This is a genomic window from Clostridium sp. AM54-37XD (assembly GCF_003478225.1).
In the GTDB taxonomy this organism is placed as follows: Bacteria; Bacillota; Clostridia; order Lachnospirales; family Lachnospiraceae; genus Coprococcus; species Coprococcus ammoniilyticus.
The window spans coordinates 182,917-203,965 of sequence record NZ_QUEV01000005.1; the positions used below are offsets into that span (position 1 = coordinate 182,917).

The 21,049-nt window shown below is 43.0% G+C and carries 12 protein-coding genes, 1 tRNA gene, 1 pseudogene and 1 riboswitch; all 14 genes and pseudogenes read right to left on the bottom strand.

Translation table 11 applies throughout. From position 1 onward, the window contains the following. Window positions 1–31: 31 nt before the first annotated feature. The 14 genes and pseudogenes from thrC to DXA07_RS06630 all read right to left on the bottom strand — a co-directional run bounded on the left by thrC (window position 32) and on the right by DXA07_RS06630 (window position 20,954). Window positions 32–1,519 carry a threonine synthase gene (thrC, locus tag DXA07_RS06565; RefSeq protein ID WP_118483942.1) on the bottom strand — a complete coding sequence of 496 codons (1,488 nt, stop codon included), beginning with the start codon at window positions 1,517–1,519 and terminating at the stop codon, window positions 32–34. A gap of 233 nt (window positions 1,520–1,752) precedes the next feature. Next, a complete protein-coding gene (locus DXA07_RS06570; RefSeq protein ID WP_182427536.1) occupies window positions 1,753–7,131 on the bottom strand; it encodes a glycoside hydrolase family 9 protein in 5,379 nt (1,792 codons plus the stop codon). Between the two features lie 579 nt (window positions 7,132–7,710). Continuing rightward, entirely contained in the window at window positions 7,711–8,679 is a 969-nt protein-coding gene (locus DXA07_RS06575) for a 3D domain-containing protein (protein ID WP_243013951.1), read from the bottom strand. A gap of 491 nt (window positions 8,680–9,170) precedes the next feature. Beyond that, a complete protein-coding gene (gene dusB / locus DXA07_RS06580) occupies window positions 9,171–10,124 on the bottom strand; it encodes a tRNA dihydrouridine synthase DusB (RefSeq protein ID WP_117808476.1) in 954 nt (317 codons plus the stop codon). A gap of 8 nt (window positions 10,125–10,132) precedes the next feature. Continuing rightward, on the bottom strand, window positions 10,133–10,906 hold the full coding sequence (locus DXA07_RS06585; RefSeq protein WP_021944847.1) for a type III pantothenate kinase: 774 nt from the start codon (window positions 10,904–10,906) through the stop codon (window positions 10,133–10,135). A gap of 9 nt (window positions 10,907–10,915) precedes the next feature. Continuing rightward, window positions 10,916–11,242 (bottom strand): DUF6145 family protein, encoded by a 327-nt coding sequence (locus DXA07_RS06590; RefSeq protein ID WP_008401359.1) that lies wholly within the window; start codon window positions 11,240–11,242, stop codon window positions 10,916–10,918. 8 nt (window positions 11,243–11,250) lie between these two features. Next, window positions 11,251–12,006, bottom strand: coding sequence for a 4-hydroxy-tetrahydrodipicolinate reductase (gene dapB / locus DXA07_RS06595; RefSeq protein ID WP_118483946.1), 756 nt, complete (start codon window positions 12,004–12,006; stop codon window positions 11,251–11,253). Window positions 12,007–12,232: 226 nt separating this feature from the next. Continuing rightward, window positions 12,233–13,117: a 4-hydroxy-tetrahydrodipicolinate synthase gene (gene dapA, locus DXA07_RS06600; protein ID WP_118483948.1), complete on the bottom strand. Its 885-nt coding sequence runs from the start codon at window positions 13,115–13,117 to the stop codon at window positions 12,233–12,235. A gap of 117 nt (window positions 13,118–13,234) precedes the next feature. After that, a riboswitch (Lysine riboswitch) is annotated at window positions 13,235–13,409 on the bottom strand. A 107-nt stretch (window positions 13,410–13,516) separates the two neighbouring features. Beyond that, window positions 13,517–14,146: a single-stranded DNA-binding protein gene (locus DXA07_RS06605; protein WP_242997360.1), complete on the bottom strand. Its 630-nt coding sequence runs from the start codon at window positions 14,144–14,146 to the stop codon at window positions 13,517–13,519. A 107-nt stretch (window positions 14,147–14,253) separates the two neighbouring features. Then, on the bottom strand, window positions 14,254–15,060 hold the full coding sequence (gene rlmB / locus DXA07_RS06610) for a 23S rRNA (guanosine(2251)-2'-O)-methyltransferase RlmB (protein WP_182427537.1): 807 nt from the start codon (window positions 15,058–15,060) through the stop codon (window positions 14,254–14,256). A gap of 77 nt (window positions 15,061–15,137) precedes the next feature. Continuing rightward, window positions 15,138–18,688, bottom strand: a pseudogene (locus DXA07_RS06615) (DNA polymerase III subunit alpha). A gap of 82 nt (window positions 18,689–18,770) precedes the next feature. Continuing rightward, a complete protein-coding gene (locus DXA07_RS06620) occupies window positions 18,771–19,325 on the bottom strand; it encodes a DUF5662 family protein (protein WP_118483969.1) in 555 nt (184 codons plus the stop codon). Window positions 19,326–19,595: 270 nt separating this feature from the next. After that, a tRNA-Thr gene (locus tag DXA07_RS06625) sits at window positions 19,596–19,668 on the bottom strand. A gap of 5 nt (window positions 19,669–19,673) precedes the next feature. Further along, window positions 19,674–20,954 (bottom strand): DUF4143 domain-containing protein, encoded by a 1,281-nt coding sequence (locus tag DXA07_RS06630; protein WP_226801065.1) that lies wholly within the window; start codon window positions 20,952–20,954, stop codon window positions 19,674–19,676. Between the last annotated feature and the right edge of the window lie 95 nt (window positions 20,955–21,049).

Genomic DNA, 21,049 nt, shown 5'->3' on the forward strand with positions numbered 1-21,049 from the left:
ATTGCCTGTCATATCTGACCGGCATCTGTTTTTAGATATTTAAGAACTTCTTTACGACGCTCTCCATTTCTTCTTTGTCACATACTGTGTCGTGAAGAACAGGAGCTGTACGGATGTCCTCAATCGCCTGTGGAACCTTTACGCCGGATAACTTGCACAGCTCATCGACTAATTCAAAGTCACTCTTTGCTGCATAAGCTTCATCGATAGATTCCATAACACTTCTTGTAAACTTATATGGGCTTGCTGTAGAAGCGATAACCGTAGGAGTCTTATCTCCTGTTTCATTTACATACTTGTCATATACGGTTGCCGCTACTGCTGTATGTGTATCCATAATGTAAGAATCCGATTCATATACCTTCTTGATCGTTGCTGAGGTTTCTGCTTCCGTTGCATAACCGCCCGCAAATTCAGCAAGCTTTGCTTTCATCTCATCTGTGATTGTATATACGCCTTCTGTGCTTAACTGCTTCATCAGTGCTGCATTCTTCTCTGCATCATTTCCTGCGATCTTGTAGATCAGTCTCTCTAAGTTGCTTGAGATCAGGATATCCATAGATGGTGATGTTGTTAAGATAAATTCACGATTTCTGTCATAAGTACCTGTTGTAAAGAAATCATATAATACCTTGTTATCATTTGATGCACATACAAACTTTGCAATCGGGAGTCCCATTTCTTTTGCATAATATGCTGCAAGGATATTTCCAAAGTTACCGGTTGGTACAACAACATTGATCTTGTCGCCGGCCTGGATCGTACCGTCCTTAACCAGTCTTGTATATGCATATACATAATAAACCATCTGCGGAACCAGACGTCCGATATTGATTGAATTGGCTGATGAGAACTGATATCCTTTCTCGTCCATGTATGAAGCAAGCTTCTCATCTGAGAACATCTTCTTAACACCGGTCTGTGCGTCATCAAAGTTGCCTGTGATTCCTACGACAAATGTGTTTTCACCCTTCTGGGTTACCATCTGCTTCTCCTGGATCGGGCTTACACCATGCTTTGGATAGAATACGATGATCTTTGTTCCCGGCACATCTGCAAATCCTGCAAGTGCTGCCTTTCCTGTATCACCGGAAGTAGCTGTCAGAATAACGATCTCGTTCTTTACATGATTCTTCTTTGCGGATGTTGTAAGCAGATAAGGAAGAATGGACAATGCCATATCCTTAAATGCGATCGTTGAGCCATGGAATAATTCCAGATAATATGCACCTGCTTTATGTACGAGTGGTGCGATCTCCGGTGTATCAAATTTCTTGTCATATGCTGAATTGATACAATGCTTTAACTCTTCTTCCGTAAAATCCGTAAACATCAGCTTCATTACTTCATAAGCAACCTGCTGATAGTTCATCTGAGCCAGCTCTGTAAGGCTGACATCAAGAGCAGGAATACTGTCAGGAACAAATAATCCTCCTTCATTTGCAAGACCTTTTAAGATTGCTTCTGATGCGGTTGCTGTTTCATTTGCATTTCTTGTACTTCTGTATATCAATTCCATATGGCACTCTCCTTCTGTTTTATTTACTCTTTTGACTTATGCAGGCTTTCTTTTTCCGATGCTTTCATCCAGACATACTGAAATCAACCTACAAGCGTCCACATTATAGCATACCCATTTTCAAAACACAAGACGGCGGAAGCATCTCCCAAATCTGTTTTTTATATTTTATAGAATTGATCAATCTTCCGCCATCTGTATTTTCTATTTTCTTCTGTTACAAATGGAATTAATTATTTTACTTTAATGGTAATGGTTGCTTTCTTACCACTTCCATCTTTTGCTTTTGCTGTGATCTTAACCGTTCCCTTCTTCTTTCCGGTTACCTTGCCCTTAGCTGTTACCTTTGCAACCTTCGGATTACCGGAGGTCCATGTCACTTCTTTACTGATTCCCTTTGTCGGAGTCAGCTTTGCTTTTAAGGTTATAGACTGTTTCTTCTTAATCATTACTTTCTTTACTGTCTTTTTCTTTGATGTGATCGTAACCTTCTTAACTGCCTTTTTCATAACCTTAACCGTATAGGTCGCTTTCACCTTGCTGTTGCCAACCGCTGTTGCTGTTACCTTGATCGTCTTTCCCTTAGCAGCTTTCTTCACTGTCAGCACACCCTTGCTGTTAATGGATGCATATTTCTTATCCGATTTACGGATTGTCCATTTTACCTTCTTATTTGTCGCTTTCTTAGGTGTAACAGTTGCTTTCAAAGTCAGCTTCTTTCCCGGAGCGATCTTTTTGGTTGCTGCCTGAATCTTGACCTTTGTCGGTTTGACTGTCTTCTTTGGTGCTTCTGTTGTTGGTTTCTCGGTCGTCGGCTTTTCGATCGCAGGTTTCTCGGTTGTCGGCTTTTCCGGATTCGGTGTTGGTGTTACTGTTTCTTTCTTCTTTATCGTAACGGTGCAGGAGCCTGTAACACCACTTTCGTCCTTCGCTGTTACCGTAATAACTGCAGTTCCGGCACTTACTCCCTTCACTTCACCAGTCTGCGATACACTTGCCACTTTCTCGTTGCTGCTCTTCCAGTCAAATGTCTTCAGTGTTGCATTTGCAGGTATAACGGCCGCTACTGCGATCCGTTCTGTATCACCAATATTTAATACCACGCTGGTCTTGTTTAACGTGATCTTCTCGATCAAGATCGTATCTGGGATCTCATCTCCATTTTCATCCTTTGGTTTCGATGAAAAGATATCCTTTGAACCTGAAGAGGATGCTACTGTATTGTCTCCAGCCAGAATGATATTGTCTGATTTGATCGGTGGATTCTTCGTATCCTGATTCGCTCCGACCGTTACCTTAGACTCCTCGATCCGTACAGTATCTGCTTTGATCGCCGTTCCTGTCTCATCTGTACCTGCGACAAGCTCTGCATCCCGGATCAGAACTGTGCCGCCTGCTAAGACGCCTCCATCAACCGATACCTTTCCGCCTTTGATCGTTATATCTCCTGCTGCAGATATCTTTCCGGATACTGTAAGGAATCCATCTCCGCTGATCACAAGTCCGCCGTCCGTCTCAACATTACCTGCGATCGTTACCGTTCCTTTTCTTGCGATCTCCGTCTTACCATCTGCATTTCCAATGATCGCAACGGCTCCAACCTCTGCCTGATCCAGTGTGACCCTGGTTGCCCCACCTGCCTTAATAACAAGCTCCTTATTCTTACCTGTGATCACATAGTCCCTGCCGTCTTCCGTAAGTGTGAGAACCGGTTCCGTATAGTTGACTGTTATTTTGCCATCATCTGTCCGTAAAGCATCCTGATATTCTTTGTCCGTAATCTTTGCTATATCGATCGTATATGGATCCTGAACAAGGGTATATACCGTAAGCAATTCCACTGCTTTTCCTGCATATGCAGTTGCAGTTTCTGCATATCTGCCTGAAACTGTATACTTTGTAAAGCTACGTAATCCGGCAAATTCAATTGTCTCTCCATTGGAGACTGCCTGTTTCCATGTCGTTCCATCTACGGAATACCGGACACCCGCTTGACCGGAGATCCGGATCGTATCCTTTGTTCTTGCAAGAAGATCCACACTATCCGGAACCGCTGTCTGTTTTGCCTTTCGTACTTTTACAGAAACCATCTTTTTATAAACAGCATCTTCATCAGAGTTCTCGATCTGATACTGCTTCTTGCTTGCATCACTCCATGTAAATACAACCTCATACTGATTGATACTATTTTCTACTTCCTGTTCGCCCATTGTTACATCCGGGGTGCTCCATGCAAATGTTCCATACCCGGTTGAACCGCCGGCAAGGGTAGAATCAGAAAGCTTCTGTCCATATACCAGCTCAGAAGCCTCCGGGAATGTGATAGCCGGAAGTCCTGCTCTGCTGACTGTTACCGTCACATTCTGTGTGATCGTTCCTGCTGCCGCATCATACCCTGTGATCTGGTCAAATGCATAATTCTTCTTCGCATCGGAACAAAGGGTTAATACCACCTGTCCCTGATACGTTCCTCGTTCCGGTTTTTCTGCTGCATCTGCCCATGCAAATGTTCCATAGGTCTCATCTCCACCGGATAATTCTGACTCAGAAAGTGTCTGACCAGTTACGATCATTCCTGCTGTCGGGAATGTAATACCCGTTACCGGACATTTCTCAACTGTTGCAGATACCGGAATCTGAAAGGACTGTCCATTATCTGCCTCTATCAGCAGATTGTCGCTGTAAGTACCTGCATCCTTACCATTCTTTAATGATACGATCACAGTTGTTTTTCCTGCCGGTGCAAGCTTTCTTTCACTGTCGCCGGATAACGCAAATGCACTTCCTGCACCTTTCTCCAACTGAAGCGCTGCAGTTCCATCTGCATCTCCTTTATTCTCTAATACCAGTTCTGCCGCAGAACCGGTCTCATATCCATAAATAACCGGTGCACAGGTCAGTACAGTCTGGTCTGTTGAAAATACTGCCTTCGGTGCTGCTTTTACCGTAAGCTTGCAGCTTGCCGTAAGCTTGGTCCCATCCATCGTTGCCGCCGTAATCGTTGTTGTTCCTGCTGCAAGAGCAGTTACCTTTCCGACATCCGAAACCGTTGCAATCTTTTCATTCTCAGACTTCCAGGTAACCTTCTGTTCCGCTGTCTTTGGTATGACCGTTGCTCGAAGTGTAACTGTTTCCCCTTCTGTCAGCGCACAGGTTTCCTGATTCAGCTTGATCTCTGTTGCCTTTACTTCTTCCTCTGTATCATCACCGGAATTTGTTCCGTAATAAGTCTTCACACCTACAGCAGCAAGCTCTGCCGCAGAGGCTGTCTTTGTACTGTAATTCGTTGCATTCTTCTTTGCATAAGATAATTTTACTGTCTTATCATTCTTGTGAACCAGATAAAGTCCTGCTGCCGCACCAACCAGTCCGGCATTATAATCAAGCGCTACTTCATTGCAATAATAATCGCCCTGATCATCTTTATAGGTTCCATTTGCACCAGGTCCACCTACCAGAGCTCCAAGCAGCGTATAATGATTGCTGTTTATGATCTTTGAATCTGTCGATCTGGATGCTGCCCTGTGATGCGGATATTTACTAGAGTTCTCATTATAGCCTACGATATAGCATCGTTTATTCGGATTATCTCCTAACATATAGTTCATCTGACTGGTTGCCCAATCTGCATATGTTGTTTTTCCTGTCAGCTTATCATATACCAGACCGGTAAACTGCTCAGCTGCACTGTATCTGCAGGAGCCCCAGTCACTAACACAGTTAAATACTCCATCGATGGCACTCTTGCCTTTGCATACATCTGTAATGCTTGCAATCTTTGCAGTATCCTTCTGAAGCATACATGCCAGCGCTCCGGTATTTCCCCAGTCCAATACCCAGTACTGATTCACACCATTATCTGAATTATCTTTATATTCGTTATAAATAGAATTATAAGAGGTATCACCTGTCGCAGCAGCAAGTGCACTTGCTGCAAATGCATAGTCATCACCATATGATCTTGATGCATAAAATGTTGATGCGCCCTCGGTTGCACATGCTTTATTATTTTTCTCTACAAATGTAAAGAGATCCTTTGCTGTCTTTAAATCCTCATTATTTCCAAAGTTAATATAGTTCAATGCCAGCGCTGCGATCACAACACTCACTTCATCTGTAGCCGGATTGCTCGCATCTGCAAAGAATGCCGGACGACTGATCGTCTGTCCCTCCGGTGCTGTCCATACACCATGATCTGTATTACCGTCACCTACCTGATAGCAGAATGCGATAACCTGATCTCCCTCATACACTGTACACCGCTTAAAGTAATCGCAGAAATAATCCGTGATCTTCTTCAGATGTTCCTTCTGACCAAGCTCGTCAAATGCATCCTTGAACTGATAATAGCTCATTCCAAGCATGGATGCTGCATATCCCTGTGGAAGTCCGAATTTCACATGATCGCCTGCATCATGGAAACCACCGGAAGCATCTACATTGTAGGTTTTTCCATTCTTTGTATATGTTACATTTTTATCATAGGTATGGCAGTTTCCACGCCAGGAAAGTGCACAGGTGTCTTCCAGATAACCACACATATTTGCGTCATAAAAATACAGACTTTCCTGCAATGCCTTTGCATAGTTGAATTCTACATCCAGATCTTTATTCGTTGTGGTATCACCGGATGAGGTACCACCGGAACCACCGGAACCGCCGGAGCCGCCTGTATTATCATTGGTATCTCCCTGGGAATAATCTACAGAAGATGAAGTTCCTTTGTTATAATAAACTCCCTTTACCTGAATACTGGATGCATCTACATATTTTGCTGCGAATCCACCACCTGGTATATCATTCTGCATTGTTCCTGCTGCAAGGACTGCATTTCCCCCACTCTGCATCGGATACATATAGATCGTATCACCATCTGCCACAAAGGTTGCATTCCAACACTTAAATGCCGAAGCAGTACCGGATGGTACCTGTAATACTACGATCCAGTCACAAATCGATGCTCCCGTATTATTGCTGATCGCCATTTCAAAGCCTGACCAGTCATTGCTTGGTGTTCCCTGATTCTTCACGGTTGCTGTCACACCTGATGAATACTCTCTCTCTGTTCCAAAATCAGAAGAATCGGAACCGCTGCCGGAATCTCCACCTGAACTGCTGCCTGAGTTTACCAGAACCGCCTCTTTAATCTTGTATGTAATACTTGTTACATTTTCAAACTGAAAACCGAAATTATATAACTGACCGGATTTGCTATAGAATTGTGTCAGGTCCAGTTCTACGGTCTGAGTGCCGGAGCCTGCATTCACATTGATCCATTCACCCTTCCATGTTCCTTTCGCATTTACAAACGCCTGTCCGCCAATATTTCCGGTTCCATCGGCTGATGATACCTCGAAGCTGACACGAAGCTTGGTAAGCCCCGCACTCTTAAGCTCCGACAGATCGCTGTATCCGCCATTTCCAAGATCAAGGCTGACCTGATTATCCACATTTCCACTTGCTGTCACCTGATCCGTACTGTAAGACAGCGCAATCGTCTCCCCCGCTGCTTCTGTCTTGTCTGAAGGAATCACCACAAGGCTTACTGCCATTGCAAATGACAGCATCCATGCTATGACCCTTGTAACCCATTTGTCCCTTTGTCTGCTCATACCTTCTCCTTCCTTTTTCTCAAAAGCCGTTCCAGCAATACCCCACTCATCCATTACCTGTCTGCAACAGCTTTTTCTATAAATTCACAGTTAAATTAATTATACCAATAACTGCCAGATCCCACAATGAAAATTGCCTGCCTAATCTCACAAATATTCCCCTCTATTTTCGTACATACGGGACAAAATATAAGGTCCGGATACTTATCTGCGCGATGAATTCTGGCCGTCATATAGAAATATGTGCAAGCACAATTTCTGCATAACATGTATAACAGATAAAGCCCATGTATGGTAACAGTCTTCTATGATCGGGAATGACATTCATGTAGTTTCGTAATGAGATACACTCTAGCTGTCAGCACCAAGCCCTTGTCTGAACCCGCAGGGTGAGTTAGGGCGACTGCTGACAAATAGATGAGTGTATCGAATAGAAACGAAATGAGTCATAACCGATCATAGAAAACTGTTACCATACATGGGCTTTATCGTTGCCACACAGTGAGCAGGGCATGGTCTACTCGCTGCGCAAAAAAGGACAGAACCTTTTGGGTTCTGTCCCGCTCTGTCTATACTGAATTATTTAACATATACATCAACAGTTCTTCTTCCGTAGTTTAAAGCTGCCTGATGGCTTGAGAAGAAAATATCAATTCTGTTACCATGAATTGCACCACCTCTGTCCTCAACGACATATGTGTGCCCATCAATGATAAGCTCTGTACCAAATGCAAAACTGCTTGGTGCTGCAATGGTTCTTCCTTCTGTTGCATAAGTACCGCTGGCTGTAATTCCATCGGACTTACCACAGCAACGAGAACATCCACAATAAGCTGTTGTTGTGTATGTACCAAGATAAGTTCCTGGCTGGTAGCTGTCATCTTCTACAAGAATTGCACCTGCTGTTACTTCCTCTGTAGCTTCTGTTGCTTCGATTCCTGTCTGCTGCTTCTTATCTGTAGCCTCTGTTGTATTCTTCTTTGATTTCTTACCGTTTGACTTTGCTAATTCTGTCTCTTCTGTAGTTGTTACTTCTGTGTCCTCTGTTGTTACCAGCTCGGTTGTAATATCTTCTGCAGTGATATCTGCGGAGGATGCTTCCTCTGTTGGTTCTTCAGCAGTCTCTTCTGTGACATCCTCTACGAGGTTTGCACTTGTTGTATCTTCCTTCTCAGCAAAAGCAAGCTCTGCTTCTGTAGCTATTGTGGCATCCTCTGTCGGTACTTCTTCTTTCTTTGCCAATGCAACTGCTTCTGTTACTTTTCCGGTCTTCTCAATCTTAGCTGATAACTCAGCGTCCTTGATCGACTTCTGTAAATCTGTGTATTCAATCTTAGAATATTCAACCTTAGTATCTTCAATTGCTGTAGATTCAAGCTGGGATACAGCTATCATTTTTGCATCGGAATGGAGTTTGGATTCATCGGATGCAAATGCGATCACAGATGCAACTCCAAGGGAAGTGGATACTACAGCAATACCTGCTCTTTTCAGATATTTCTTAAGATTCTCAGAAAACATCTGGCTGGAGCTTGAAAATTTCTTCATAATATTCTCTCCTTAATTTCTTTTCGGTTTCGAAATTGTTACAAAAAGATTAACTCTTGTTTGTATCGTTATTATAATGCCTGACAATCAAAAGGTCAAGCAAACCAGCCATTTTTATCAATTATGTCGTAGCTACAAAATCTTTCATCATTATTTTGTGGTATTTATAACCAATTTGTGCATTAATTAATTGTGTATATTGCACATTTTAGCATCTTAACAATTATGCAACAACTTAGCACATTGGACACTTCCACGAAGGTAATTTCTTAAATTTTAGCATCAAAAGTGCATTTTTTCTTAAAAAAAATAGAAATAATTTTGAATCACGCACGCATCCGGCTGCATATATTTCAAAATCATCTCTATTTGTTTCTATTATCCTTATTAATTATGTTAAAACATTTTCAAAACTGTATCATAACTGCATCTAAACGTATTATATTATAACTCCAAACAACGTCTGACACACCTGCGGATTCATACATGACTTAAAGCAGCATTCCATCTGTCCATGCATCAAGCAGTTCCACCATCTCGTCATAGTTCTCTACCTGATTGATCAGATTCCGAAGTCTGGAAGAATCATACATACCTGCCGAATACCATGCCACATGCTTCCGCATCTCATGGATTCCTGTAAATTCCCCTTTAAAATCAATCATCAGTCTGGCATGGCGAAGCATCGTCTCCTTCACCTGCTGCTTATCCGGTCTTGCCGGAATCTCTCCTGTCTCAAAGTATGTCTTTAATTCATGGAAGATCCATGGATTGCCACGCGCACCTCTTCCGATCATAAAGGCATCACAGTTGGTCTGCTCTTTCATCCGAATTACATCCTCCGGAGTCAGAATATCACCATTCCCGATCACAGGAATCTTCACAGCCGCTTTCACGTCTGCGATCACGCCCCAGTCTGCATGTCCGTGATAATACTGTTCTCTGGTCCTGCCATGAACAGCCACAGCAGCCGCACCGCTTTCCTCTGCTATATGTGCAATCTCCGGCGCGTTAATATGCCCACTGTCAAAGCCGCTGCGGATCTTGATCGTGATCGGCAGCTTACACGCTTTTGTCATTGCCGACACGATCTTTCCTATTAGCAACGGATCCTTCATCAGTGCAGATCCCTCGCCGTTATTTACAATCTTTGGAACCGGACATCCCATATTCACATCGACAAATGCAAATCCACGGTCTTCGATCTTCTTCGCCATCTCTGCAAGCAGCTCCGGATCCGAACCAAACAGCTGCACACCGATCGGATCCTCTGCCGGCGATACCGCAAGAAGCGGTACTGTATTCTTATTATTATAATACAGTCCCTTTGCACTGATCATTTCCGTATATAAAATATCGCAGCCCTGTTCTTTCGCCAACAAACGAAATGGCTGGTCACACACCCCAGCCATTGGCGCCAAAACAAGTTTATTCGTAAAATCCATAAATACTCCTATGCCTGTTTTTGTTTATCCATAATAATTCGAAGACCATACAGTGTCAGATCCGGATCATAGGTATCGATGCAGTCGGTATTCTCATAAATCATCTTACCAAGTCCACCGGTCGCAACAACCTTCATATTATCAAAGCCGGATTCCTTCCGCATACGCTTTACAATGTATTCTGTCTGTCCGATATAGCCAAGACATACACCTGCCTGCATACTGGAGATCGTATCCTTACACAGTACCGTATCCGGCACCTTGATCTCAATTTCCGGCAGCTTCGCTGTTCCGCTCCATAATGCATTTGCACCCAGGCGAATACCCGGTGAAGTTACACCTGCTATAAATGAACCATCTCCATTTACCAGATCATATGTGGTTGCAGTTCCAAAATCGATCACCAGCACAGGTCCGCCATACATATGGTACGCTGCTACCGCATCTACGATACGGTCTGCACCAAGCTGTCTTGGATTTGGAATCGTAATATTAATACCTGTTTTTACCCCAGGCTCCACGATCAGAGGATCTAACTTAAAATATTTTCTTATTCCATTTGTCAGGGAATGCATCACATTTGGTACTACAGATGCAATAATAACTTCATCAATTACATCTAACGGAAGATTTCTCATTCGAAGCAATTCTCCCAAAAATACACCAAACTCATCTGAAGTTCTCGATATTCCCGTCGTCATACGGAATGTCTTCTCTAACTTTTCTCCGTCAAATAATCCCATCGTGATATTCGTATTTCCTACATCAATTGCAAATAGCATCTCTCACCTCTAATAGTCTTCCAGATAAAATACCTTATAAAACAATTCCAGACTGGAAAACAACTGCTGCTTGTCCTTCTGTAACTGCTTGATCTTCAACTCACATCCGATCTCATCATATAACAAATCCTCATCAAATGCTTCTGTTACAAGATTCAGGCTTCCCTCCTGGTCAAATTCAAGCCTCAGTATACCACCTACATCCTCTGTAAACAATACACACATGATTTTTAATTCTTTTTTTATTTCTTCCGGAAGTCCTTTAAACTCCTCATTCAGATAAAATTTCTGTTCGTACTTCGAACTAGCACATAATACAACCTTTTCTGGTTTCATTGTTTCTCCTATCCTATCACATCTGCCATATCATACATGCCTGCCGGTTTTCCTGCCAGGAATTTTGCGGCTTCTACTGCGCCCTTTGCAAATACTGACTTGGAATATGCTGTATGCTTGAACTCGATCACTTCATCGATTCCCGCAAAGATGACCTCATGTTCTCCAACAATCGTTCCGCCACGAACGGCTGAGATACCAAGCTCTTTCTTATCTCTCTTTTTTCTGACCTGACTTCTGTCGTAGACATATTCATATTCTCCGCCTCTTGCTTCATTAATAGAATCCGCAAGTGCTATCGCTGTTCCGGATGGTGCATCTACCTTCTGGTTATGATGCTTCTCAACGATCTCGATATCATAGCCTGCCGGTGCAAATACATTTGCGGCATCCTTTAACAGCTTCATCAAAGTGTTGATTCCAAGTGACATATTGGCTGACTTTAAGATTGCAACCTTTACACTGCATTCTTTTACCTTTGCAAGCTGTTCATCACTTAAACCGGTTGTACAGAGAACTACCGGGATCTGTTTTTCCACGCTGTAATCAAGAAGTGCATCCACTGCAACTGCTGCTGCAAAGTCAACGATTACATCTGCCGCCACATCACACTTTTTAATATCTGTAAATACCGGATATCCGTTATCTCTGTTATCTGCGATATCAATGCCTGCAACGATCTGTGCATTCGGATCATCCGCTACAAGTCCTGTGATCACCTGTCCCATCTTACCATTACATCCATGCATTATAATTCGAACCATTTTCTTTTCCTCCATTTATCCTGTGTTTTTCTCATTCTGCCGTAGCAGCCGCCAAATCTCTCATGCAGACATGAGCTTTGGCTGAGTACCCGCAAACTAAACAAAAATCCCGCAGAACCTGCGGGATTTTATATACTACAGACAGATTCCTGTATCCCTTCTGTCCATCTTTGTTTATATCATACAGCCTAATCCTCTACCGGATCATCTGTATTTTCTTTTTATTCTAAAGTAAGCCGTACGCTGTCATTGCGGTCTTTAACTTCTCTACATGTGCAGGCTCCATCTCTGTTAATGGCATTCTCATTGTTCCGCCGCATAAGCCCATAAGCTCAACTGCTTTCTTAACAGGAATTGGATTTACTTCACAGAACAGTGCCTCACACAAATCGATCGTCTTTAACTGGATATCAAGACTTCCCTTTACATCGCCGTCCATGAATTTCTTAACCATATCATGTACATCTCTTGGAGCAATATTTGCTGTTACAGAGATAACACCCTTTCCACCTAATGACAGGAGTGGTACTACCTGATCATCGTTACCGGAATAAATATCGATACAGCCATCTGCCAGTTTTGCAAGCTTAACTACCTGTGCGATATTACCGGACGCTTCCTTGATACCTACGATATTTGGTACAGTCTTTGCAAGTGTAACTGCTGTCTCCGGCTGAATGTTACATCCTGTACGGGATGGTACATTGTATAAGATAATTGGAATCTTTACAGAATTCGCAATAGCTGTAAAGTGTGCGATCAGACCATTCTGGGTTGCCTTGTTGTAATATGGTGTTACTAACAGTAATCCATCTACGCCATAGCTCTCTGCCTCTGTAGAAAGGTAAATAGCTGTTCCTGTACAATTAGAACCTGCACCTGCGATAACAGGGATTCTGTGATCTACATATTCTACACATGCCTTTATACATGCGAGATGTTCTTCATGTGATAATGTAGATGCTTCACCTGTTGTTCCACATACGATAATGGCATCTGTACCATTTGCAATATGGAATTCAACAAGCTCCTTCATCTTATCGAAATCAACCTCGCCATTCTCCTTAAATGGTGTTACTAACGCTACACCTGAACCTTCAAAAATTGACATAAATTTTTCCTCCTTAAAATCTAAAACCTGTAAATCCTCGTGGAATCAATTTTACTTCTTCTATACAGTATAAAAGGCCGGCACGCGAGCGCCGACCTTTAGAAATAATATACTTTCTGAAAAAGTAGCCCTCCATCTGTGACGATGACAGTCATACAGTTATTCGCTGCACAACCAGGTTACAGCCCTATGGATAACTGCTTCCTTCGGCGGTATCCCCTTTCAACACATATCATCTACCTCCATATATATCCATATATTTACTGATAAATACCGCGCCTCTACTGAATTTTCTTTTTTCCATTAGATAAAATTACTATATCATTCCTGTCTGTTTCTGTCAATATGTAACAACTTCTTTTCCCTGCCTGTTCATTGCTTTACCGTCCCTTTGCCGTGCTACTCCAGACATTCCATTTTGCTGACAGATACCTCATAAGCCGTCTTACTGATGATCTGGTCATTCCCGATCCGTTTCTGATATTCCCGGCTCTGGATCCTGCCCCAGACCGCAACATGCTCTCCTACCTTCAGCTTCCCTGCAAATCTTGCATTTCTGCCCCAGCAGATACATGGAATATAGTCACTCTTGCCATATGCCCGGTTAACTGCAAGCAGAATATCTGCAATCTCTCTTCCAAGTGGTGTCATACGGTACACCGGCTCCTTGCAGATATAACCATCCAGATAAATCTGATTTGGTTTGTTTTCCGCTTCGTCCTCCTCATCATCCAGTACCGATATCTCCCTGACAAACACCGATAAGATCAGACGGTTTCTCGTCTCCTCATGTTTGTTATAAGAACGGAACTGTCCTCTTGCAACCACCTTTTCCCCAATATGGGAATTTTCTACATCAAATAACCGGTCAGATACCATAAGTGGTATTACGTCATAGGTATCACTCAGTCTGGCGACAACAAGATCCACCATATAAAATCCCTCTCCGAAGATCTCATGACTGAACGTAAAGTCTGACGCGATCTCCCCCGCTACGATCACCTGGTTATTGTTTAATGTTTTTTCCATGCTTTTTCTCCCTTCTGGTATATCCCTTCGAATGTATACCATAAAATATATTCTTATATACCAGAAGATATGCTGCCTTTTTTTGTCTTGTTTTGTCTATTATCCGATCATTTTCGCTGCCTGTATGCTTCATATGCAAGAAGTGTCGCTGAAATTGCAGCATTTAAGGATTCCACCTGACCTGCCATCGGAATACGGATCAGGCGGTCAGCCTTTGCAGAAAGTTCATAGGTCAAACCGTTTCCTTCATTTCCGATCAGGAATGCATTGTTCTTTTCAAGTTTTCCCGCGTACAGATCCTGTCCGTCCAGATGCGCCCCATAGACAACAATTCCATGTTCCTTTAACCGGTCAACCGTACCCATGAGATCATCCACATAGACAAATGGCACCCGGAAGATCGTTCCCATTGTAGATCGCACCACCTTAGGATTGTATATATCACAGGAATCCCCTCCAATGATAATACCTGTAACGTCAGCAGCCTCTGCTGTCCGCACGATCGTACCCAGATTACCGGGATCCTGTATGGATTCCAGCACCAAAAAAGTGTTTCCCCCCTCATGTTTAGTCATCACAGAAATCAAATCATCCATCGTGTAGTGATATCTATCCACGACAGCAAGAAGTCCCTGCGGGGTTTTCGTCTGTGACATCGACTGAAACACACTGTCTGATACAACAACCAGTCGTCCGTCCTGTTCTGTGATCCCTTTTACAGAAAGCTCCGCTTCATATTTTCTATATGCCGTTTCCGATACAAACACCTGCTTTACCCGGTCAACCGGAAGTTCCCGAAACATACGGCTTCCTTCTACTATAAATACCTGTTCTTCTTTGCGGAATGCCGCATTTTTATTTAACTTGTTGATATTCTTTATCTTAGGATTTGAATTTGCAGTAATGATCTCCATACCTGCATCCTCCTGTCATTTTCTTTTCCAGCAATCCTTCAGAATCTGCCATGTAAGCAATCCAGACAAGAACGCTGCTATTTCTTCTTATTCGGACGAACGGTTACACGGCTGACACCATATTCCAGCTTCAGCCGGTCTACGATACCGGAAGCTCCGTCTACCATAAAGCCCCTTCCCATATTCTTGTATTGCTTTTCCTGTTTGATGAATATATATACCGGACAGTTTCCTTTATATTCTTCCAGGATTGACAGGAACTCTCTCTCCAGCTCATCATATTCTTTTCTATCATCAAAGCATACCCAGACCTGCAGATCACCCTCTGTAAATTCCGGTTTTCCTGTATTTTCTCTGCGAGGCTTCATCCTGCCACTGTTATTATAACGGCTGAAATCATTTCCTGCCGCCACTTCATCAAAGGTCAGGATCTCTTCCGCGATCAGCTTCGCGTCCTCCTCTGAAACCGTCGCCCGACCCTTTACAAAGATCTTATTATCTGTCGTCAGTTTCTCCCGGTAATCTTCATATTTCTTTGGAAATACAATGATCTCCGTCTGTCCGACCATGTCCTCCAACGTAACAAATGCCATGTTCTGATTGTTCTTTGTCAGCTTCACCGTAACACCTGCTACCATGCCGCCAAGAATACAGATACTCTGATCCGGAACTCTTGCCCGTCCTTCTTCCTCATCGATCATGAAATCCACCGATGAAAATGCCGTTTTCTCACTCATCAGTTTCTCATAATCAAGAAGCGGGTGGCCGGATATATAGATACCAAGCACAGATTTCTCAAGTGCCAGCTTCTCCTGCTCGTCATATTCCTCTACATCCGGAAATTTCGTCTTTGCCGCTTCTGCAAACTCACCGCCAAAAAATTCTGCAAATGACATCTGTCCTGCAGATGAATTTTTCCGCTCTTTATAGACTTCATCGATCATCATCGGATATGCCATCATCATCTGGCGTCTCTTCACACCAAAGCTGTCAAATGCACCTCCAAGGATCAATGCTTCAACCGTCTTCTTATTGGTCTCCTTCGGTGTCATACGAACCAGAAAGTCCTTCATGTCTTTATACGGTCCATTTGCCTCCCGTTCTTCTACAATCCGGTCTACTACTGCACTTCCGACACTCTTGATCCCTGACATGCCATATCGTATCGCACCCTTGGCTGCTGAGAAGCCGCTGTAGCCTTCATTGATATCCGGCGGCAGGATCTGGATTCCCATCTGGCGGCAGGACTGAATATAACCCGCCACCTTGGAACTGTTATCCTTTACTGATGACATCAGCGCCGCCATAAATTCAACCGGATAATAGCATTTTAAAAATGCTGTCTGATAGGCAACAACCGCATATGCTGCTGCATGAGATTTGTTAAATGCATATTTTGCAAAATCCGTCATATCATCGAAGATTTTATTTGCAGTTGCTTCCGGGATGCCTCTGGCGATACAGCCCGGCACTCCTAATTCTTCATTTCCATATACGAAATACTGGCGTTCCTTCGCCATGACATCTGCTTTCTTCTTTGACATGGCACGGCGCACCAGATCGCTTCGTCCTAGTGTATATCCGGCAAGCTTCATAACGATCTGCATAACCTGCTCCTGATATACAATACAGCCATAGGTTGGTTCCAGGATCTCCTGAAGCTCCGGCACGTCATAGGTAATCTTCTCCGGATGTTCCTTACCATTGATATAGTTTGGAATAAAATCCATAGGTCCCGGGCGGTACAGAGAGATTCCGGCTATGACATCTTCCAGACTCTGAGGCTTTAACTCCTTCATGAAGTTCTTCATACCGGAACTTTCAAGCTGGAAGATACCCTCTGTCTTACCTGACGTAATCAACTCGAATACCTTTTTATCATCATAATCGATATGATCGATATCAATATCAACTCCGGTCTCCTGCTTTATAAACTTTACTGCATCCTGAATAACGGTCAGAGTACGAAGTCCAAGAAAGTCCATTTTCAGAAGTCCTAATCGCTCGATTGTTGTCATTGTAAACTGGGTGATGATCGAATCATCACCGCCTCTTGCAAGCGGTACATATTCATCGATAGAATCTCTGCCGATCACGACACCGGCTGCATGCATACCGGTATTTCTTGGAAGTCCCTCTAACTTTCTTGCCATATCGATCAACTGTTTGACATCTGCATTTTCCTCATACATCTCTTTCAGATCCTTGCTGACCTTCAGAGCTGTGTCAATATTCATGCCGATCTCCATCGGGATCGTCTTTGCTACCGCATCACAAAGTGCATATGGGAGATCCAGTGCGCGACCAACATCACGGATAACATTTCGTGCCGCCATCGTCTGGAAGGTTACGATCTGTACGACCTTTTCTTTTCCATATTTACGGACAACATAATCGATAACTTCCTGCCTTCTCTCGTAACAAAAATCCACGTCGATATCAGGCATGGATACACGCTCCGGGTTCAGAAATCGTTCAAACAGTAAGTTATAACGGATTGGGTCAATATTTGTGATCTCAAGGCAATAGGCTACGATACTGCCTGCCGCAGATCCACGACCGGGTCCGACAGCAATCCCATGATCCTTTGCATATCTTATAAAGTCCGATACGATCAGAAAATAATCTACATATCCCATTTTCTTGATCGTATTGATCTCATAGGTCAGACGCTCCATCAACTCCGGTGTTACCGGGTTATAACGCTTCCTGATTCCCTCCATACAGAGCTTTTCCAGATACTCCTCGGCCGTCAGTCCATCCGGCACATCAAATTCCGGCACCTTCTGCTCGCCAAATACGATCTCTACATTACAACGGTCTGCAATCTTCTGTGTATTTGCAAGAGCCTCCTTCGCATAAGGGAAAAGCTCATACATTTCTTCTTTGGATTTCAGATAATACTGTCCACCTGTATAGCGCATACGATCTTCTTCATGTACCTTCCGGTTTGTCTGGATACACAGAAGGATATCGTGCGCCTCCCAGTCCTCCGCAAGTATATAGTGAGAATCATTCGTTACGACCATCGGAATACCCAGCTCTTTGGACAACCGCATAACACCCGCATTTACCGTTGCCTGTTCTGCCAGCCCATGATCCTGCATCTCAAGGAAATAGTTGTTTTCTCCAAATATCTTCAAATGACGGAGTGCTGCCTCTTTCGCTCCTTCATAGTTATTCTTTCTTAAATTGACGGCAACCTCCCCCGCCAGACAGGCTGAAAGCGCGATAATGCCCTCATGGTATTGTTCCAGCACTTCCAGATCTACTCTTGGCTTATAATAAAAGCCCTCCGTAAATCCTCTGGATACGATCTTAGACAGGTTCTTATATCCCTGATTGTTCTCTGCGAGCAGTACCAGATGATAATATCGTTCCTCGCCTCTGGTATTCTCACGGTCAAATCGTGATCCCGGACTGACATAGATCTCGCAGCCTATGATCGGCTTGATGCCTCTGCCCTTGCTGCCTCATAAAAATCAATAACTCCATACATAACGCCATGATCGGTAATCGCAAGCGAATCATATCCCAGTTCCTTCGCACGCTTTACCAGACTCTTGATCTTCGCCGAGCCGTCCAACAAGCTATATTCTGTATGCACATGTAAATGTGTAAAATCCATATTTATCCCTCCGGCTTTTCAGCCTCTCTTCCGTTTGTATACTTTCTCCAGTCTGACGTTACTGTCAATAACGATCTTATTTCTATTTTTTCTTCGGTTTTTTATTATGCAATACTTCCCGCCGTATATAGTCAAAAGTATAATCTTCCCCTTTTTCTGCCAGCATAACCAGCAGACTCTCAAGCAATGCATCCGTTTCCGGATGGAGCAGATGATTCTTTCTAGCCTTACCTTTTCTGAAATATTCCAATGGGAAAGAATCGTTATACTTCTCTTTATTATAATTCTTACTTGCTGCAATCCGGTCACAGAACATCTCAACTACATATTTTTCCGGCATTTTACAGCCCGCTAACGCACCGGAATGATCGGTGCTGTAATCTACCCAATATTCCAGATGATGCTTATTTCTTCCTTTATGGTGCAGCCAGGCACTTGTATAGCCTTTATCCTCTCGTTCCGCATCATTCGGGCTTCGGTCTCCCTGATAATACTTCACACCCACTGAAAACTCCGCCCATGAGTATTTGGACAGATCATGCAGCAGTCCCTGTTTATATAAGCCTACCCGGAAGCAGTTTTTCATAACCAGCCACTTATGATGGTTGATCGTTTTCAAATGTTTATACCAGTTCATGTTCATGAAACGTTTCATCTCCGATTTTATTCTAAATATTATCCATCTTTTTATTGTATTTCATTTTGCCCTTTTTGCCAACACCCAAGAAAGCAGTTACCTGAGAAAAATTGCGATTATTTTTATCATCCATTAAAAACGGATAATACCTCTGCTTTATTATAATTTAATTTCATAATTCTGCCCCCAAACTGCCCCTAAAACCATTTTAAGACATAAAAATACCCCGAATCCCTTGCTTTCTCTTAGGTTTCGGGGTATAAGGTTCAAAGCCGAAAAAGGGACTCGAACCCTCGACCCACGCATTACGAATGCGTTGCTCTACCAACTGAGCTATTTCGGCGTTTGTTAAAAGTTCCAGATGCCGTATAGCGGAACATTTAAAAGTCCGTTATTCATATACATGTCATCTGTTGAAATTCTGATAGACGTTGCATTGTTATATCTCTGCTTGAACACCTTGGAACTCTGTGCCTTCGTATGTGGCTCTGTCTGTACATCAACCGGTACAACCTCACCATCACCTTCATACACAAAATCAACCTTCGCTGTTGCAGATGATATCCAGAAGAACAACCTGCCAATATTCTTATTCGCATATAATTCTTCCATCGCATACTGCTCGGCTATCATGCCATCCATCGTATCAACGATATTGGTCTGATCTATATCATAATAATGAATGCCTGCCATAATCCTTAAAAGACCATGATCCAAATGATAGATCTCAAAGGACTTTTCATCCACCTGCTCTGCAAGTGGCAATATACCATGTTTTACACGGTACACCTGACGGACAACTCCGATCCGTACAAGATGGTCAACTGACGACTCATACTCTCTGGCTCTCGCCTTTGGATCTACGTATCCGTACATAAACTTTTTATTCTCTTTGGTAAGCTGAACAGGAATACTGTTCCAGATCAGCATCACCTTTGTTAAAAGTTTCTTCGGTGTTACTTTTACTATATATTCGGTCATCTTGTCAAGTGTTTTTTGCAAAATACCGTCAACTTCTTCAAAATTTTCATTTTTGTAATATGCATTTACCGCTTCCGGCATTCCCCCGGTCACTAAAAATGCATCCAGCATCGTATCTACGCTTGCCCGTACCTCCTCCGGCAATCCTTCCAGTCTCTGGTTCTCAATGTACTTCCAGAGCTTTCTGCCTTTTCCTGCCTTTAAAAACTCATCAAAGGTCATCGGCGTTAACTCATACACAAAGAGATCATCCTGGCATTCTGCTTCACCCGGCAACATTCCATTCACTGTTGCAAGCATACAGATTCGCACGCCGCTGCTTACCCTGGCATATTCTACCAGATTCGGAACCGCCATTGTACTAAGCTGTACATTATCAAAAATCAATAACTTTCCCTGAAAGTCATATTTATCCAATGAAGTTGTTAATTTCGCATGTAGTTTCTCCGGCTTTCTCTCCTTTGAAATATACTGACAAAAATCCGGATACTGCTCCAGATCGATAAGAATGTGTTCATCAAAAAAACCTGTAGCAAAATCAAGGGCTGCCCATGTCTTTCCTACAAACTTTCCTCCTCTAATGAGTGCTGCTTTATTTTCTCCAATCTCATACCATGTTGCCAGATTGTTCATGATATTTCTAAACATTTGTACTCACCTCTACGACAAACACATTTGTCATTTCTACATGCTGCTTCAACAGACACTTGCCCGAAGAATTATTCTCCGGGCAAGATACTGCT

Coding starts and splice junctions, on each gene's coding strand:
- thrC (WP_118483942.1), bottom strand. CDS start 1,519: ATGGAATTGATATACAGAAGTACAAGAAATGCAAATGAAACAGCAACC.
- DXA07_RS06590 (WP_008401359.1), bottom strand. CDS start 11,242: ATGAAACCAGAAAAGGTTGTATTATGTGCTAGTTCGAAGTACGAACAG.
- dusB (WP_117808476.1), bottom strand. CDS start 10,124: ATGGATTTTACGAATAAACTTGTTTTGGCGCCAATGGCTGGGGTGTGT.
- dapA (WP_118483948.1), bottom strand. CDS start 13,117: ATGTCAATTTTTGAAGGTTCAGGTGTAGCGTTAGTAACACCATTTAAG.
- DXA07_RS06585 (WP_021944847.1), bottom strand. CDS start 10,906: ATGCTATTTGCAATTGATGTAGGAAATACGAATATCACGATGGGATTA.
- DXA07_RS06570 (WP_182427536.1), bottom strand. CDS start 7,131: ATGAGCAGACAAAGGGACAAATGGGTTACAAGGGTCATAGCATGGATG.
- DXA07_RS06575 (WP_243013951.1), bottom strand. CDS start 8,679: ATGAAGAAATTTTCAAGCTCCAGCCAGATGTTTTCTGAGAATCTTAAG.
- DXA07_RS06620 (WP_118483969.1), bottom strand. CDS start 19,325: ATGAACTGGTATAAACATTTGAAAACGATCAACCATCATAAGTGGCTG.
- rlmB (WP_182427537.1), bottom strand. CDS start 15,060: ATGGAGATCATTACTGCAAATTCAAATCCTAAGATAAAGAATATCAAC.
- DXA07_RS06605 (WP_242997360.1), bottom strand. CDS start 14,146: ATGGAAAAAACATTAAACAATAACCAGGTGATCGTAGCGGGGGAGATC.
- DXA07_RS06630 (WP_226801065.1), bottom strand. CDS start 20,954: ATGTTTAGAAATATCATGAACAATCTGGCAACATGGTATGAGATTGGA.
- dapB (WP_118483946.1), bottom strand. CDS start 12,006: ATGGTTCGAATTATAATGCATGGATGTAATGGTAAGATGGGACAGGTG.